The sequence below is a fragment of the Erwinia aeris genome (assembly GCF_041224955.1).
GTDB classification, from domain to species: domain Bacteria; phylum Pseudomonadota; class Gammaproteobacteria; order Enterobacterales; family Enterobacteriaceae; genus Erwinia; species Erwinia aeris.
Genome location: NZ_JBGFFX010000008.1, coordinates 94917 through 110013, shown reverse-complemented (window position 1 = coordinate 110013; position 15097 = coordinate 94917). Strand labels below are relative to the sequence as shown.

The 15097-nt window shown below is 56.0% G+C and carries 15 protein-coding genes and 3 tRNA genes; 7 read left to right on the top strand and 11 right to left on the bottom strand.

All coding sequences use genetic code 11. The features are described 5' to 3' along the window. Positions 1-35: 35 nt before the first annotated feature. The 3 genes from AB6T85_RS14315 to argA form a co-directional block, all read right to left on the bottom strand. Positions 36-947, bottom strand: coding sequence for a hypothetical protein (locus tag AB6T85_RS14315; RefSeq protein ID WP_369895927.1), 912 nt, complete (start codon positions 945-947; stop codon positions 36-38). A gap of 136 nt (positions 948-1083) precedes the next feature. Beyond that, complete coding sequence (locus AB6T85_RS14310) at positions 1084-1242, bottom strand: hypothetical protein (protein ID WP_301252550.1); 159 nt, start codon at positions 1240-1242, stop codon at positions 1084-1086. Between the two features lie 136 nt (positions 1243-1378). After that, positions 1379-2722, bottom strand: coding sequence for an amino-acid N-acetyltransferase (argA, locus tag AB6T85_RS14305; protein ID WP_253458786.1), 1344 nt, complete (start codon positions 2720-2722; stop codon positions 1379-1381). Between the two features lie 224 nt (positions 2723-2946). Between argA and amiC the strand changes: the two genes are divergently transcribed. Then, a complete protein-coding gene (amiC, locus tag AB6T85_RS14300) occupies positions 2947-4197 on the top strand; it encodes an N-acetylmuramoyl-L-alanine amidase AmiC (protein WP_253458789.1) in 1251 nt (416 codons plus the stop codon). A gap of 83 nt (positions 4198-4280) precedes the next feature. Here amiC and AB6T85_RS14295 read toward each other — a convergent pair. The 3 genes from AB6T85_RS14295 to AB6T85_RS14285 form a co-directional block, all read right to left on the bottom strand. Next, positions 4281-4357, bottom strand: a tRNA-Met gene (locus AB6T85_RS14295). 59 nt (positions 4358-4416) lie between these two features. Beyond that, positions 4417-4493: transfer RNA gene (locus tag AB6T85_RS14290), tRNA-Met, on the bottom strand. A gap of 57 nt (positions 4494-4550) precedes the next feature. Further along, positions 4551-4627: transfer RNA gene (locus AB6T85_RS14285), tRNA-Met, on the bottom strand. 203 nt (positions 4628-4830) lie between these two features. Between AB6T85_RS14285 and mltA the strand changes: the two genes are divergently transcribed. Next, positions 4831-5973, top strand: coding sequence for a murein transglycosylase A (gene mltA / locus AB6T85_RS14280; protein ID WP_301252651.1), 1143 nt, complete (start codon positions 4831-4833; stop codon positions 5971-5973). Positions 5974-6025: 52 nt separating this feature from the next. After that, positions 6026-6826 (top strand): tRNA cyclic N6-threonylcarbamoyladenosine(37) synthase TcdA, encoded by an 801-nt coding sequence (tcdA, locus tag AB6T85_RS14275; protein WP_301252649.1) that lies wholly within the window; start codon positions 6026-6028, stop codon positions 6824-6826. Between the two features lie 17 nt (positions 6827-6843). Here tcdA and csdE read toward each other — a convergent pair whose 3' ends face one another. Both csdE and csdA read right to left on the bottom strand, forming a co-directional pair. After that, the gene (gene csdE / locus AB6T85_RS14270; RefSeq protein ID WP_253458796.1) at positions 6844-7287 is read right to left on the bottom strand and encodes a cysteine desulfurase sulfur acceptor subunit CsdE; all 444 of its coding nucleotides are present in this window, start codon (positions 7285-7287) and stop codon (positions 6844-6846) included. A 2-nt stretch (positions 7288-7289) separates the two neighbouring features. Next, a complete protein-coding gene (gene csdA / locus AB6T85_RS14265; RefSeq protein WP_253458798.1) occupies positions 7290-8495 on the bottom strand; it encodes a cysteine desulfurase CsdA in 1206 nt (401 codons plus the stop codon). A gap of 224 nt (positions 8496-8719) precedes the next feature. On the opposite strand from csdA, the gene AB6T85_RS14260 reads away from it, so the two are divergent. From AB6T85_RS14260 to rlmM, 4 genes are all read left to right on the top strand, one after another. Then, positions 8720-8944 carry a YgdI/YgdR family lipoprotein gene (locus tag AB6T85_RS14260; protein ID WP_253458800.1) on the top strand — a complete coding sequence of 75 codons (225 nt, stop codon included), beginning with the start codon at positions 8720-8722 and terminating at the stop codon, positions 8942-8944. Positions 8945-9282: 338 nt separating this feature from the next. Then, the gene (locus AB6T85_RS14255) at positions 9283-10197 is read left to right on the top strand and encodes a transcriptional regulator GcvA (protein ID WP_369895924.1); all 915 of its coding nucleotides are present in this window, start codon (positions 9283-9285) and stop codon (positions 10195-10197) included. Positions 10198-10254: 57 nt separating this feature from the next. After that, complete coding sequence (locus tag AB6T85_RS14250) at positions 10255-10650, top strand: DUF423 domain-containing protein (RefSeq protein ID WP_253458802.1); 396 nt, start codon at positions 10255-10257, stop codon at positions 10648-10650. After that, complete coding sequence (gene rlmM, locus AB6T85_RS14245) at positions 10643-11743, top strand: 23S rRNA (cytidine(2498)-2'-O)-methyltransferase RlmM (RefSeq protein ID WP_301730100.1); 1101 nt, start codon at positions 10643-10645, stop codon at positions 11741-11743. The genes AB6T85_RS14250 and rlmM overlap by 8 nt, the downstream gene beginning before the upstream one ends. A 97-nt stretch (positions 11744-11840) precedes the next feature. On the opposite strand, the gene xni is transcribed toward rlmM, so the two are convergent. The 3 genes from xni to queF form a co-directional block, all read right to left on the bottom strand. Then, positions 11841-12593 carry a flap endonuclease Xni gene (gene xni, locus AB6T85_RS14240; RefSeq protein WP_301252645.1) on the bottom strand — a complete coding sequence of 251 codons (753 nt, stop codon included), beginning with the start codon at positions 12591-12593 and terminating at the stop codon, positions 11841-11843. A gap of 39 nt (positions 12594-12632) precedes the next feature. Continuing rightward, positions 12633-13991, bottom strand: coding sequence for a nucleotide 5'-monophosphate nucleosidase PpnN (gene ppnN, locus AB6T85_RS14235; RefSeq protein WP_253458809.1), 1359 nt, complete (start codon positions 13989-13991; stop codon positions 12633-12635). Between the two features lie 178 nt (positions 13992-14169). Then, on the bottom strand, positions 14170-15012 hold the full coding sequence (gene queF, locus AB6T85_RS14230; RefSeq protein WP_253458812.1) for an NADPH-dependent 7-cyano-7-deazaguanine reductase QueF: 843 nt from the start codon (positions 15010-15012) through the stop codon (positions 14170-14172). Positions 15013-15097: the final 85 nt, after the last annotated feature.

Genomic DNA, 15097 nt, shown 5'->3' with positions numbered 1-15097 from the left:
ACATCTTCTTTCTGCAACTAAACAGCTCGGTAATGCTAACCTGATGTTCGGCTAACTTTTTGTAATCGTTCAAACAAAGCCCGGGTTTCACGGGCTTTTTTGCAGAGTTCACGATCGATAAATTTGTCGTCAAGCTCATAATCTTTTCTGTTCGCACTAAGAAATATATAAAGCTGTTCGAGGATTTTATAGAGAGGGATATTCTGACGTGTCTGGATACGTCGCCAGGCACTGTGCTGCGTAAGTTGGATGAAACTGTCTAAAAAGCGTCTGGCGTGACGAAAGTGCTCAAACTCGAACTTATCCAGTAAAAAATAGAATACGGGAAGCATCAGGCTCTTAATCCGAAGGCTTTCAGTTTCTGTATCGGGCTTGATTTTTTCGGCAATATTAGCGAAACGCGATCTCATACAGGCAACAGGATTAAGCACTCTGACCAGATCATGGCTTTCCGGCACGCCGGATTTTATATGACGCGTTATAAATGGTTCTGTGTTTAACAGCAGCTTTTCACCGGTGAACTCGTCATGCTGAAAGCCGGAAGGCCTGTCTATAATATCGATAATATTTTCACGATATTGAATATCAGCATTAGAAAACAGGCGTCCGCCAAACTCTTTTATCTTTGCCGTGTCTCGATCAATCAGTGAAAAAATTGCGATAGACGGAGGGGTAAAAGGTTCCTGAAATTTCGGTTCGATATTAAGCGCTTTACCTATACCGATCACATTTCTTTTTCTGGAAACATAATCGATATCCACAGAGCGAAGTGCGCGTTCGTCTGGTTGCTCGGTTGCGGGGTAAAGTTCCTGATAATAAGATGCCCAATAAAAAACAGCCTGACCGCCGACCGTAATTACCGGATCCTGTAGTTCATTCGCATGTGCTATCAGCTCATGATTCAGTAGGTAAACCTGCTCAGAAGTGGGAATGTGTAGTTCTGCCATAGCGTTAACCAACAAAAATTAAAAAAGATGTCGATAGCGGATGGGCTCAGTAAAATAAAGTCAGTGAGGCAAATCAGGCAGTTGAGTTAATCATTATTAATACAAAAATAACCATCCCGAGGAGGGTTTATTTTCACTATGCAAAGCTAACGTTAGCCCGACGAGAAGACTTACGACTGGCGCTATAGCAGGGCTTTTCACTCAAAGGTTGAGGAGCAAGCTGGCCTTTGTTAAGCGCTTTCATACGCTCTGCATAGACCTGATGTTGTTTTTCTTTAAGCTCACGCGGCGACATAGCTAAATCCTGCTCTGGAATATTGACGGGGTCGTCAATACATAACTGGTTAAATATTACGCCACACCTGCGATGAGTTCAACTGCCTCCACGGCTGATTTAATCGTCCCCTGGAGGCAGGTACATAGCTTTTTCGCTACGCCATCCGCGCATGGCTCAGATCGGCCATCAGCACCTTTGAGCGGCGCTGGTAGTTATACATCTGCTTTTTGCTTTCCGGCAGCTCTTCGATATCGACCGGCGTAAAGCCGCGCTCCTGGAACCAGTGAATGCTGCGCGTGGTCAGCACGAACAGCTTTTTCAGCCCCATCTGCCGCGCCTGCAGCGCCACTCTTTCCAGCAGCGCTTCGCCGCGCGACGAGCTGCGGTAGTCCGGGTGTACCGCGACGCAGGCCATCTCGCCGATTTTCTCTTCCGGGAAAGGGTAGAGCGCCGCGCAGCCGATGGTGAGGTTATCCCGCTCGATAATCGTAAATTTGTCGATTTCGATCTCTAACTGCTCGCGCGAGCGACGCACCAGAATGCCCTGCTGCTCCAGCGGGCGGATCAGCTCAAGGATGCCGCCGATGTCGTTGATGGTGGCGCGGCGGATCTGCTCGGCGCTTTCCATCACAATCTGCGTACCGATACCGTCACGCGAGAACAGTTCCTGCAACAGCGTGCCGTCCTCCTGATAGCTAATCAGGTGGCTGCGGCGCACGCCGCTGCGGCAGGCCTTCACCGCGCCGCGTAAAAAGCGCACGGTCGCAGACAGATAGTCATGGCCTTCTTCCAGCTCGATAATGCGCTGCTGCGCTTCGTTCGGGAACAGCTCGGAGATAATTGCGCCTTCGCTGTCGGTCACGCCCTGTTCCGCGCAGAAGCCGATCATTTTTTCCGCCTTCAGCTTGATCGCCAGCTGGGTGGCGACTTCTTCCGAGGTCAGGTTAAAGCTCTCGCCGGTCACGGAAACGGCAACCGGCCCCAGCAGCACGATAGCGCCGCTGTCGAGCTGACGGTGAATAGCCTCTTCATCGATGCGGCGGATACGGCCGCTGTGGCAGTAATCCACGCCGTCATCCACGCCCAGCGGCTGCGCGATAATAAAGTTGCCGCTGACGACGTTGATATGCGCGCCCTGGAGCGGCGTGTTGTTGAGGCTCATCGACAGGCGCGCGGTGATATCCAGCTGTAAACGGCCTGCCGCCTGCTTGACCAGCTCCAGCGACTGCGCGTCGGTGACGCGGGTATGCTTGTGATAAACCGGCTCCAGCTGATGCTCCGCCAGATTGGCGTCAATCTGCGGCCTCGCACCGTATACCACCACCAGGCGAATGCCGAGGCTGTGCAGAAGGCCAATATCATTAACGATGCTTGAGAAGTTATCATGCTCAATGGCTTCGCCGCCCAGCATAATGACAAACGTCTTACCACGATGGGCATTGATATAGGGCACGGTATGGCGAAACCCCTGAACCAGCTCGGTACTCCGTTCCTTCACGGCAAACCCTCTATGAATTATTATTCGCTAAAAATGTATTTTTATTCTTTTATCGCGCGGGCGCAAGTGCCAATTTTCAACCTTCTCTTTAACGTAGCTTAACGCTGCGGCCCGTGAAGGGCTTTTGGGGGTGACACCGGCAGCAGGATTCGCTACAGTTTTGCGCCTGGTGGTTTTTTGGTTTTATTTTTCTTTACAAAACAGCAATTTCTTACTGGAGTGGCATGTCTGATTTACCTTCGCCCGGCCGACGTCGCTGGCTACAGGGCGCTGGCGCAGCGCTGCTGCTGAGCGTCAGCAAAGCGGGACTGGCGGCAAGCAGCCATATTGTGGCCGTGCGCATCTGGCCGTCTTCAACCTATTCCCGCGTCACGCTGGAATCCAATACTCCGCTGAAATATAAACAGTTTGCGTTAAGTCATCCTGAACGCATAGTGGTGGATATCTCCGGCGTGCACCTGAATCAGACCCTGCATCAGGTCGGGCATCTGGTGCGCAGCGACGATCCCTATATTAAAAGCGCGCGCGTCGGCCAGTTCGATCGCCATACGGTGCGGCTGGTGCTGGAGCTGAAGCAGAGCGTGACGCCAAAAGTCTTTACGCTCGATCCGGTCGCTGGCATCAAAAACCGCCTGGTGCTGGATCTCTATCCGGCCAGAAACCGCAGCCATAACCATGAAGACGATCCGCTGCTGGCGCTGTTGCAGGATTACAATAAAGGCGAGCTGGAAAGCGGCCAGCCCGCTTCCGCGCCGTTGCCCGGCAAAGCGGGGCGGGATCGTCCGATTATTATCATGATCGATCCCGGTCACGGCGGCGAAGATACCGGTGCTATCGGCAAGCATAAAACCAAAGAAAAGGACGTGGTGCTGAAAATCGCCCGTCGGTTGAAAGCGCTAATCGATAAGCAGCCCAATATGCGCGCGCATATGACACGCAGCGACGACGTATTTATTCCGTTGAAGGTGCGGGTGGCAAAAGCGCGCAGATTACGCGCCGATCTGTTTGTTTCTATTCATGCCGATGCCTTTACCAGCCGGGCGGCGCGAGGCTCTTCCGTGTTCGCGCTGTCGACTAAAGGCGCAACCAGCACCGCCGCGCGCTATCTGGCGCAAACGCAGAACGAATCGGATCTGATCGGCGGCGTCAGCATGAGCGGCGATCGCTACCTTGATCACACTATGTTCGATATGGTACAGAGCCTGACCGTTAACGACAGCCTGAAGTTCGGCAAGGAAGTGCTGGGACATATGGGCAAAATTAATCATCTGCACAAGAAGAAGGTGGAGCAGGCGGCTTTTGCGGTGTTGAAAGCGCCGGATATTCCTTCCATTCTGGTGGAAACGGCTTTTATCAGTAATCTGGAGGAGGAGCGCAAACTGCGTACGGCAGCGTTCCAGCGTCAGGTGGCGGAGTCGATTCTGGCAGGGATTAAAGGCTATTTTGCCCACGGCGCACCGTTAGCACCAAGATAGGAAAGCGGGCGGCGACAGGTCGTCCGATAAAATAAGAAAGTTGGAACGCCAGAAACAAAAAAACACCCGAAAGGGTGTTTAGTTGGTTGCGGGAGCCGGATTCGAACCGACGACCTTCGGGTTATGAGCCCGACGAGCTACCAGGCTGCTCCATCCCGCGTCCGATGCTGACGCTTCCATCACGGCAGACTTTTTTACTACTACATTTTCCTGAGAAAATGGTTGCGGGAGCCGGATTTGAACCGACGACCTTCGGGTTATGAGCCCGACGAGCTACCAGGCTGCTCCATCCCGCGTCCGAACTTCCTGGCGCTTCCATCACGACAGGTTTACTGCTTTTCCCCGGAGGGAATTGGTTGCGGGAGCCGGATTTGAACCGACGACCTTCGGGTTATGAGCCCGACGAGCTACCAGGCTGCTCCATCCCGCGTCCGTGGATGCGCACTATACTCTCCGGCGATTTTGTTGCAACCCCTTTTTGCAAATTAACGCCTGAAATCGCCCTTACTGCTTAATTTGTCAGCCGATTGTTGTATTGTTGTGCAAAAACGACGCTTCTTTTTGGCGAGGACGTTTTAATCTGTGGGGCGCTTTGCTATCTTCGCCTGCAATTGCGTATAAAGGTAGAGAATAATGAAAGGACGTTGGGCAAAGTATATGGTCACCGGGGCGTTAATCGCCCTGCTTGCGGGATGTTCCTCCAAACCTACCGATCGCGGCCAGCAGTATAAGGACGGCAAGCTGCAGCAGCCGCTGGGGCTGGTTAATCAACCTAACGCCAAAGGGCGCCCCGTTAACGGCAAAGATTTTGCCGATCAGCTGCTGGAAATCCAGGCCGCTTCGCCAGCCATGTTTTCCCGCCAGCTTTCAACCTACAGCGCGCTAAAAAGCTGGCTGATGGCGGGCGGTGATACGCGGCAGCTGCGCCAGTACGGCGTGGATGCGTATCAGATGGAAGGCACCGACAATTATGGCAACGTGCAGTTTACCGGTTACTACACGCCGGTTATCCATGCCCGCTACACCCGCCAGGGCGAATTTCAGTATCCTTTATACCGCATGCCGCCGCGCGGCAAGCGCCGTTTGCCAAGCCGAGCGGAAATCTACAGCGGCGGCCTGGATGAACGTTACGTTATCGGTTACAGCAATTCGCTGATGGATAACTTTATTATGGACGTGCAGGGCAGCGGCTACGTTGACTACGGCAACGGCCGTCCTTTGACCTTCTTCGGCTACGGCGGCAAGAACGGCCATGCTTATCGCAGCATCGGTAAGGTGCTGATCGATCGCGGCGAAGTGAAGCGCGAAGATATGTCGATGCAGGCTATCCGCCAATGGGGCGAAAACCACAGCCCGGCCGAGGTGCGCGAGCTGCTGGAGCAAAACCCGTCCTTTGTCTTCTTTAAGCCGGAAGAGTTTGCGCCGGTACGCGGCGCGAGCGCGGTACCGCTGATCGCCAAAGCCTCGGTGGCCGCCGATCGTTCGCTGATCCCGCCGGGCACGGTACTGCTGGCGGAGGTGCCTTTGCTGAACGATAAAGGCAAGTTCAACGGCAAATATGAAATGCGCGTGATGGTGGCGCTCGACGTGGGCGGCGCTATTAAGGGCCAGCACTTTGATATCTATCAGGGTATCGGCGAGCAGGCGGGCCATATGGCAGGCTGGTATAACCACTACGGTCGCGTCTGGGTGCTGAAAGCGGCGCCGGGCGCGGGCGTTTCTCCTTTCTCTATGGCACAAAATGGCAATGCCGGTGCGGCGCTGGTCAGTCGATAATTAAGGTCAACGGGCCGGCGTTTCCGGCCCGTTTCCGACGTTGAGGTAAATCATGAGGGTTCTTTCCGACGCCTGGCTACAGCGCTTTGGCGGCACGGCACGCTTATATGGTCAGTCTGCTCTGCAACTTTTCGCCGACGCGCATATCTGCGTGATCGGCATTGGCGGCGTAGGCTCCTGGGCCGCTGAAGCGCTGGCGCGCACCGGTATCGGCGCCATCACGCTAATTGATATGGACGATGTCTGCGTGACCAACACCAACAGGCAGATCCACGCGCTGAAAGGTACGGTAGGGCAGGCGAAAACCGAGGTAATGGCGCAACGCATCCTGGCCATCAATCCGGAATGCAAAGTGACCTGCGTGGATGACTTTATCACTGCGGAAAATACGGCTGAGCTGATGAGCGGCGGCTTTACCTATGTGATTGACGCCATCGACAGCGTGCGGCCAAAAGCGGCGCTGCTGGCCTGGTGCCGCCGTAATAAAATTCCGCTGGTTACCACCGGCGGCGCGGGTGGTCAGATCGATCCCACGCAGATCCAGGTGGCGGATCTGGCGAAAACGATTCAGGATCCGCTGGCGGCTAAGCTGCGCGAACGGTTAAAAAGCGATTTCAATATCGTTAAAAACAGCAAGGGCAAGCTGGGTATTGACTGCGTGTTTTCCACCGAGGCGCTGATGTATCCGCAGCCGGACGGTTCCGTTTGCGCTTCACGCAGTACGGCGGAAGGGCCAAAGCGGATGGACTGCGCTTCCGGCTTCGGCGCGGCCACGATGGTCACCGCCACTTTCGGCTTCGTGGCCGTTTCCCACGTGCTGAAAAAAATGATGGCGAAAGCGGCGCGCGGCTGACGCCGCTTCTGATTTGCTTAACCCGCTTCGCTCGCCGCCTTCACTACCGCTGTCGCCAGTGCCGCCAGTCCGGCGCTGCGCGAGGCGCTGAGCTGATCGCGCAGCCCCAGGTCATCAAACAGCGCCAGCGGATCGCTCTGCAATATCTCTTCGGGCAGCTTTCCTTCCACGCTGACCAGCAGCACCGCCAGCAGTCCGCGCACGATGCGGCCTTCGCTGTCGCCGTAAAAGTGCAGGCTGCCGTCGGGCGACTGTCGATGTCCAAGCCAGACGCGGTTTTCACAGCCGCTGAGTTCGATTTCCGCCGTTTTCCACTCCTCCGCCAGTGCGGGCAGCTGTTTTCCCACCAAAATCAGCTGGCGATAGCGTTCTTCCCACTGCGTAAAGGCGGAAAAAGTCTGTTTTAAGCCGTCGGCGGTAATCAGCGTGCCGAACGGGTGCGGAGCCGGTAAAGTCGTCATAGTTAATCTGCCAAAAGTTCCAGTGCGGTGGTCATGGCGCTGACCAGCGCTTCAACATCGTTAAGCGTATTATAGGGCGCAAAAGAGGCGCGCAGGGTGCCGTTGACGCCAAGTGTCTGTAGCAGCGGCTGGGCGCAGTGCTGGCCGGCGCGCAGCGCGATGCCGCTTTCCGCCAGCAGCGTAACAATATCACTGTGGTGTACGCCCGCGATATCAAAGGCGAGCAGGCTGGAGCCGCTGGCTCGGAAGCTGCGAAAGCCGGGCAGATCCGCCAGCCGCTCTTCCGCCACGTCGGCCAGCCCGCAGCTCCAGCTTTCTGCCGCCGCCATATCCACTGTTTCCAGCCAGCTCAGCGCCGCGCTCAGCCCGATGACGCCCGCTACGTTGGGCGTGCCTGCCTCAAAGCGCCAGGGCACCGCCTGCGGCGTAAAGCCGTCAAAGCTGACGGTGGTCAGCATTTTGCCGCCGCCCTGCCAGGGCTGCATCGCTTCCAGCAGCGCTGTTTTGCCATAGAGCACGCCTGTCCCCATCGGCCCATAAAGCTTATGGGCGGAAAAAGCATAAAAGTCGATATCCAGCGCTGCTACGTCGGGCGGCCGATGCGCCACGCCCTGCGCGCCGTCTATAACTACCTTTGCGCCCGCGCGATGCGCCAGTGCGACGGCCTTGCTTACATCCGGGCAGCCACCGGTGACGTTGGACATTTGTCCAAGCGCCAGCACCCGCGTACGCGCATTCAGTAAGGTTTCCAGCGTCGCGATGCCGGGCAGCAAATCTTTGCCGATCGGCCACTTCACCACTTTGGCGCCGGTCTGCTCAGCCACCATCAGCCATGGCACCAGATTGGCGTGATGCTCGGCTTCGCTGACGACGATCTCATCGCCTGGCCGCAGGCGTGGTCGAAAATAGCCCTGGGCGATCAGGTTGATCGCTTCCGTGGTGCCTTTGGTCCAGACAATATTGCTGGCGAGCGGGGCATTCAGCAGTCGCGCCACCTGACCACGGGCATTTTCATAGCGGTCGGTTAGCGCACGCGCGGCGGCAAACTGGCTGCGATGCACGGTTCCGGCCCCCTGACTGTAGAACGCCTGGGTGGCTTCAATCACCGCCGCTGGCTTCAGCGTGGTGGCCGCGCTGTCAAGATAGATGCCGGCTTCGTCCAACGCGGGAAACTGCTGGCGAAAATGAACAGGCGAAAATATGCTCATGTTCTCCTCGAATAAGGGTGGATTGATGCGGTTTTTACCGAATCCAACTGAATTACAGGCGCTTTCCTGGCAATGTCTGAAAAGCGAGTTATCCTGATTTATGCAAGGTTTAAACTATTACCCGCAAATAAGCTTTCTCAGGACAGGCAATTTACTCGCTTTTTGCCTCGGGATCGCGCATTGCGGGTGGTTTATCGCATTACTATCTGCAAGGAGATATAAAGATGAAAAAATTTGCTGCTATTATGGCCGCCTGCGCCATGACTTTTGCCCTGGCTGCCTGCTCAAGCAATTATGTTATGCATACCAATGATGGCCGTACCATCGTCGCCGACGGCAAACCCGTAGTAGATGACGATACCGGTATGATCAGCTACAAAGATGCTAACGGCAACAAGCAGCAGATCAACCGTTCAGACGTAAAAGAAATGGTTGAAATGGGCCAGTAAGTTTCAGGCAAAAAAAAGCACCGCAATTTGCGGTGCTATTAAATCTCTATGGACAGACAGGGTAAATCTAAAAGCGGTAGTCGGACTACCCGATCTGCAAAAGGCAGATCAATTGCAAACACAACATCACGACCACAAGCCAAAAGCCTTCTAAAATCCCCGCGCAAGCGCTTCAATTTCAAACTGCTTTTCGTTCCGGCTCAGGAAGTGCGGCAACTATAGGTATTTGCTGGTGCATCCTCAACGGACAAATTATAATGGCTCGGATAAAAAAAACTAATACGTAAAGCTGCGTCAGCGGCCTTATGTCCGAAGCCAACATTCTGTAACCGGTAATCATGTCGAAACGTCTTCCTCCTTTAAATGCCCTGCGCGTATTTGATGCTGCCGCACGTCATCTCAGTTTTACCCGGGCCGCAGAAGAGCTTTTTGTGACCCAGGCGGCGGTAAGCCATCAGATCAAGTCACTGGAGGATTTTCTGGGCCTTAAGCTGTTCCGGCGGCGCAACCGCTCTTTATTGCTTACCGAGGAAGGCCAGAGCTACTACCTGGATATCAAAGAGATTTTCACCGCGCTGAACGACGCTACCCGCAAGCTTCAGGCACGGAGCGCGAAGGGCGCGCTGACCGTCAGCCTGCTGCCCAGCTTTGCGATCCAATGGCTGGTGCCGCGCCTGTCCAGCTTTAACTCAGCTTATCCGGGGATAGACGTGCGTATCCAGGCCGTCGACCGGGAAGAAGAGAAGCTGGCCGATGACGTAGACGTGGCTATTTTCTATGGGCGCGGCAACTGGCCGGGCCTGCGGGTGGAAAAACTTTATGCCGAATATTTGCTGCCTGTCTGTTCACCTTTGCTGCTAACCGGCGATAATCCTCTTAAAACGGCTGCCGATCTGACGCGCTTTACGCTGCTGCATGACGCTTCCCGTCGCGACTGGCAGGCCTATACGCGCCAGCTGGGCGTAAATATCAACGTGCAGCACGGCCCTATTTTCAGCCACAGCGCGATGGTTTTACAGGCGGCTATCCACGGCCAGGGCGTGGCGCTGGCGAACAACGTGATGGCGCAAACGGAGATAGAAGCGGGCAGGCTGGCCTGTCCCTTTAACGACGTGCTGGTAAGTAAAAACGCTTTTTATCTGGTTTGTCATGACAGTCAGGCAGAACTGGGTAAAATAGCCGCCTTTCGTCAGTGGATCCTGGCAAAAGCGGCCAGCGAACAGGAAAAATTCCGCTTCCGCTACGAAAGCTGAACCCTTAATCATGCGTTGCCAGGGCGGCGGCGCGTGCTGTCTCAGAGGATGATAAGAATGTCGAGTCGTGCAATGCTGATTTTTACGGCCATCAGCGGGTTTGTTTTTGTCATGCTGGGCGCATTTGGCGCTCATGTATTAAGCCGGTCACTGGGGCCGGGCGAAATGGCCTGGTTGAAAACCGGCCTGGAGTATCAGGGTTTCCACACGCTGGCGATCCTGGGCCTGGCGGCAGCGATGCGCAGCCGCGCCAATATCTGGTTTTACTGGAGCAGCGCGCTGCTGGCGCTGGGCACCGTACTGTTTAGCGGCAGCCTTTACTGTCTGGCGCTGTCCCATCTTAAGCTTTGGGTTTACGTTACGCCGGTAGGAGGCTTCTGCTTCCTGATTGGCTGGGTTTTAATGTTGATTGGCGCGCTGCGTCTGAAGAAAAGGGCAGAACGCCATGAATAAAGTTTTACTCTATTGCCGTCAGGGCTTTGAAAAAGAGTGCGCGGCGGAGATCACCGCGAAAGCCGCAGCCAGAGAAGTATTTGGCTTTGCGCGCGTAAAGGAAGATTCCGCTTACGTGCTGTTTGAATGCTATCAGCCTGAAGACGCCGAAAAACTGCTGCGCGAGCTGCCTTTCAGCGAGCTGATTTTTTCGCGTCAGATGATCGTCGTGGGCGAGCTGCTGCGCGATTTGCCTCCTGAGGATCGCGTCACGCCGGTGACGGGGATGCTGACCGGCGTGGTGGAAAAGGGCGGCGAGCTGCGGGTTGAAGTGCCGGACACTAACGAGAGCAAAGAGCTGCTGAAATTCTGCCGCAAGTTCACCGTGCCGCTGCGTTCCAGCCTGCGCTCGGCGGGCATCCTGCTGAATTACGAAAGCGACAAGCGTCCCGTGGTGCACGTCTTTTTTATCGCGCCGGGCTACTGCTACGTCGGCTACTCGCTGCCGCAGAACAACTCCCCGTTCTTTATGGGCATTCCACGGCTGAAGTTCCCGTCCGACGCGCCAAGCCGCTCGACGTTAAAGCTGGAAGAAGCGTTTCACGTTTTTGTACCGGCCGACGAATGGGAAGAACGCCTGGGCAGCGGCCTTTATGCGGTCGATTTGGGCGCCTGTCCCGGCGGCTGGACTTATCAGCTGGTGAAGCGCAGCATGATGGTGCACGCCGTTGATAACGGCCCGATGGCGCCGAGCCTGATGGATACCGGGCAGGTTTTCCACCATCGCGAGGACGGCTTTAAATATCGCCCGACGCGCAGCAACATCTACTGGCTGGTATGCGATATGGTGGAAAAACCGGTACGCGTGGCTAACCTGATGGCCGACTGGCTGGTGAACGGCTGGTGCCGTGAAACCATCTTCAACCTCAAGCTGCCGATGAAAAAGCGCTATGAAGAAGTCTCACAAAACCTGGCGATGATCGACGAAAAGCTGAAGGCCAACGGCATCAACGCGCAAATTCAGGCGCGCCAGCTTTATCACGATCGCGAAGAAGTTACCGTGCATATTCGCCGCATCTGGGGCGCGACGCCAGGACGCCGCGACGAGCGCTAAAGAGAGTCCGGGCCGCAGACCGCTGTCAAAAGACAGGCGGCAATGAAGTTGCCGCTATGTCCGTTATCAACGTCAGGCCCGGGACGCGCGCTTGCCTTTACGGCAGCCGCAGATCCTTCAGGTTGCCGGCCAGATGCAGATCGGTTTTCAGTGTCGCCACCTCGCGGCAGAGATGCGCCATCTCCTGCTGCTGCTCCAGCTTCTTGCGCCATTTATCCGCCACTTCCGGCAGCCGCTCGTAAATCGCCGCCAGCGAGCCGTAGGTTTGCAGCAGCTCTGCCGCGCTTTTCGCGCCAATGCCCGCCACGCCTGGGATCTTACTGCTGCTGATACCGGCCAGCCCCCAGTAATCCGTCAGCTGCGCGGGCGCTACGCCAAACTCCTTTTCAATAAACGGCAAATCCAGCCAGCGCTTCTGAAAGTAGTCGCGGATTTGAATATTTGGTGCCAGCAGCTGGCAGTAGCCCTTATCGGTCGACACTATGGTTGCCTGATGGCCGCTGTCGGCAACCTTTACCGCCAAAGTGGCGGCCAGATCGTCCGCCTCTTCGCCCGGCGCGTGCCAGCAGGCCACGCCCGCCGCCTCAAACGCTGCCCGGATCTGCGGCATCTCTGTTTTTAACGTGTCCGGCATGGGCGCGCGTCCGGCTTTATAGTCCGGCAGGCGCTGATGACGCCAGCCTTCGTGGCGATCGTCGTCGTCAAACACCGCCACCGCATGGGTCGGCTTGCTGTGCAGGATAAGCTGTTGCACAGCATGGATACAGGTTTCCTGGCAGGGAGAATCCTGCACGGCGTGGATGCGACGAATCAGATTCAGCGCATCAATAATCAACAGATGAATAGTCATAGTGGATACTGAGCGGCACGGCTGCCGCTCCGCTGAGGGTTACTTAATGATTTCGTAGCAGGGGATGTAGGCCGTTCCCGGCAGCTTCATGCGGTGCTGGGCAACAAATCCCTGTAACAAATCGTCCATGCGGCGCATGATTTCTGCATCGCCGTGTATCTTATACGGGCCTTGTTCCTTAATCGCTTTGATCCCAGGCTCCTTGACGTTGCCCGCCACAATGCCGGAGAACGCGCGGCGCAGCGAGGCCGCCAGCTGTTCGGCAGGCTGATTGGGATAAAGATTAAGATTGGCCATATTTTCGTGCGTGGGCATAAACGGCACCTGCAAATTCGGCGCGATGCGGATTGACCAGTTAAAGCTATAGGCGTCGCCCGTCTCGCGCCGATGCTCTTTCACCTTCGGCATAGCGTTTTTCATCAGGCGCGCCACTTCCGCCGCATCATCGATAATAATGGTGTAGTGCTGACGCGCGGCTTCGCCCAGCGTGCTGACGATAAACTCATCCAGCACGCGGAAGTAATCGGCGCTCTCTTTCGGGCCGGTAAGGATCAGCGGCAGCACCTGATCGCGGTTCTGCGGATTCATCAGGATGCCCAGCAGATAGAGCAGCTCTTCCGCCGTACCCACGCCGCCCGGGAAAATAATGATGCCGTGGGCGATACGCACAAAGGCTTCCAGACGTTTTTCAATGTCCGGCATGATAATCAGTTCGTTGACCAGCGGATTCGGCGGCTCGGCGGCAATGATCGACGGTTCGGTCAGGCCGATAAAACGGCTCTCTTTGTAACGCTGCTGCGCGTGGCCCACGGCGGCGCCTTTCATCGGCGCTTCCATGACGCCCGGCCCGCAGCCGGTACAGATATTCAGCTCGCGCAGGCCCAGCTGCGAACCGACGTTGCGGCAGTACTGATATTCCACGGCGTTGATCGAGTGGCCGCCCCAGCAAACCACGGTATTCGGCAGCTCGCCGACGTGCAGCGCCCTGGCGTTACGCAGCAGCGAAAACACCAGGTTGGTGATGCGCACCGAGTCATCCACGTCCTGCTGCTGAAAGCCGCTGTCAAACTGACCATTTACAAACAGAATGTCGCGCAGCACGGCAAACAGGTTGGCCTGTAGCGAGCGAATGATGCGACCGTCGACAAAGGCTTCCTCCGGCGGATTAATCAGCTCCAGCTTGACGCCGCGCTCGCGCCGCAGCACGTTGATGTCAAAGTTTTCAAAACGCGACAGCAGTTCATGGCTGCTGTCCGTCTGGCTGCCGGAGTTAAGTACGGCAAGGGAACAGTTGCGGAAGAGTTGGTAAAGGTCGCTGCTGGCGGTGCGCTTCAGCATATCGACTTCCAGTTGAGACAACAGATCCATGGAGCCTAATGGGCTGATATGTGTGATCAAATTAACTCCTTTACACCCGTCCGGGCGGTGGTCGCTCCCCATCAAAAGCCCGCCGGATAAACGGCGAGCGTGACGGCGAAAAAATGTTCCCGGGCACCCGATGCCCGCTTCAGATTAGCCTTCTTCTCAAACAGTTAACAACGTTATCGTGCGTTTATGCGCGACGGTACGCAAAGTGCTACTGGCGTACCAGCCTGGACAGGCCGGGTTTAAATGCGCCGTTGCTGCGCCAGGGATTGATATCCAGGCCGCCGCGACGGGTATAGCGGGCATAAACGCTCAGGCTTTCCGGCTGGCAGAAGCGCAAGATATCATTGAAAATGCGCTCAACGCACTGCTCATGAAATTCGTTATGGTGCCGGAACGACACCAGGTAGCGCAGCAGCGCCTCACGCTGGATACGCGGGCCGCGATAGCTGATTTGCACTGAACCCCAGTCCGGCTGGTTGGTGATCAGACAGTTGGACTTCAGCAGATGGCTCACCAGTTTTTCTTCCACTACTTCCGGCTGCGTGGCCTGCTGGAGATAGTCGGTGCTGAAGGTATAGCTGTCGATCTCAATATCCTGCTCGTCAATGCAGTGGCCGCTGAAGTGGCCTATCGGCTGGCCTTCAATTTCCCGCAGCCGGAACAGCGCAACGCTGACCTCGCCCTGCGCGCAGGCGCTGAGGTCGCGCTCCAGCGTCGCCCGGACTTCGCCCCAGTCACCAAAGCGGGTCTGATTAAAGCTGTTAAGATAGAGCTTAAAGCTCTTGGACTCGATCAGGTTAACGCTGTGGGCATCCAGGCTGACTTCGCCAATCGCCACCTGCGGCAGGCCTTTGGCATTCAGCCAGGAGAGTTCGTACAGCGTCCAGATATCGGCGCCGTGGAAGGGCAAACTGTCAGGATAAAGCCCCAGCGGCTCACGGTTCATGCTTCTTGGCACCGCCTGGAGCAAAGAAGGCTGATACTGGTCGTGGTACTCTGTGGGTTTTCCTAACGTCAGGCCGCTCAGCGCCTGATGTGTATCTGAAGACATTGCATTACCTTATAGCCTGATATGACAGGTGAAGTGGTCAATCGTCTGCGGCCGGGAAGGCCCGGGCGACGCAACTAAAAACGTA

Coding starts and splice junctions, on each gene's coding strand:
- AB6T85_RS14315 (WP_369895927.1), bottom strand. CDS start 947: ATGGCAGAACTACACATTCCCACTTCTGAGCAGGTTTACCTACTGAAT.
- AB6T85_RS14310 (WP_301252550.1), bottom strand. CDS start 1,242: ATGTCGCCGCGTGAGCTTAAAGAAAAACAACATCAGGTCTATGCAGAG.
- amiC (WP_253458789.1), top strand. CDS start 2,947: ATGTCTGATTTACCTTCGCCCGGCCGACGTCGCTGGCTACAGGGCGCT.
- mltA (WP_301252651.1), top strand. CDS start 4,831: ATGAAAGGACGTTGGGCAAAGTATATGGTCACCGGGGCGTTAATCGCC.
- tcdA (WP_301252649.1), top strand. CDS start 6,026: ATGAGGGTTCTTTCCGACGCCTGGCTACAGCGCTTTGGCGGCACGGCA.
- csdE (WP_253458796.1), bottom strand. CDS start 7,287: ATGACGACTTTACCGGCTCCGCACCCGTTCGGCACGCTGATTACCGCC.
- csdA (WP_253458798.1), bottom strand. CDS start 8,495: ATGAGCATATTTTCGCCTGTTCATTTTCGCCAGCAGTTTCCCGCGTTG.
- AB6T85_RS14260 (WP_253458800.1), top strand. CDS start 8,720: ATGAAAAAATTTGCTGCTATTATGGCCGCCTGCGCCATGACTTTTGCC.
- AB6T85_RS14255 (WP_369895924.1), top strand. CDS start 9,283: ATGTCGAAACGTCTTCCTCCTTTAAATGCCCTGCGCGTATTTGATGCT.
- AB6T85_RS14250 (WP_253458802.1), top strand. CDS start 10,255: ATGTCGAGTCGTGCAATGCTGATTTTTACGGCCATCAGCGGGTTTGTT.
- rlmM (WP_301730100.1), top strand. CDS start 10,643: ATGAATAAAGTTTTACTCTATTGCCGTCAGGGCTTTGAAAAAGAGTGC.
- xni (WP_301252645.1), bottom strand. CDS start 12,593: ATGACTATTCATCTGTTGATTATTGATGCGCTGAATCTGATTCGTCGC.
- queF (WP_253458812.1), bottom strand. CDS start 15,012: ATGTCTTCAGATACACATCAGGCGCTGAGCGGCCTGACGTTAGGAAAA.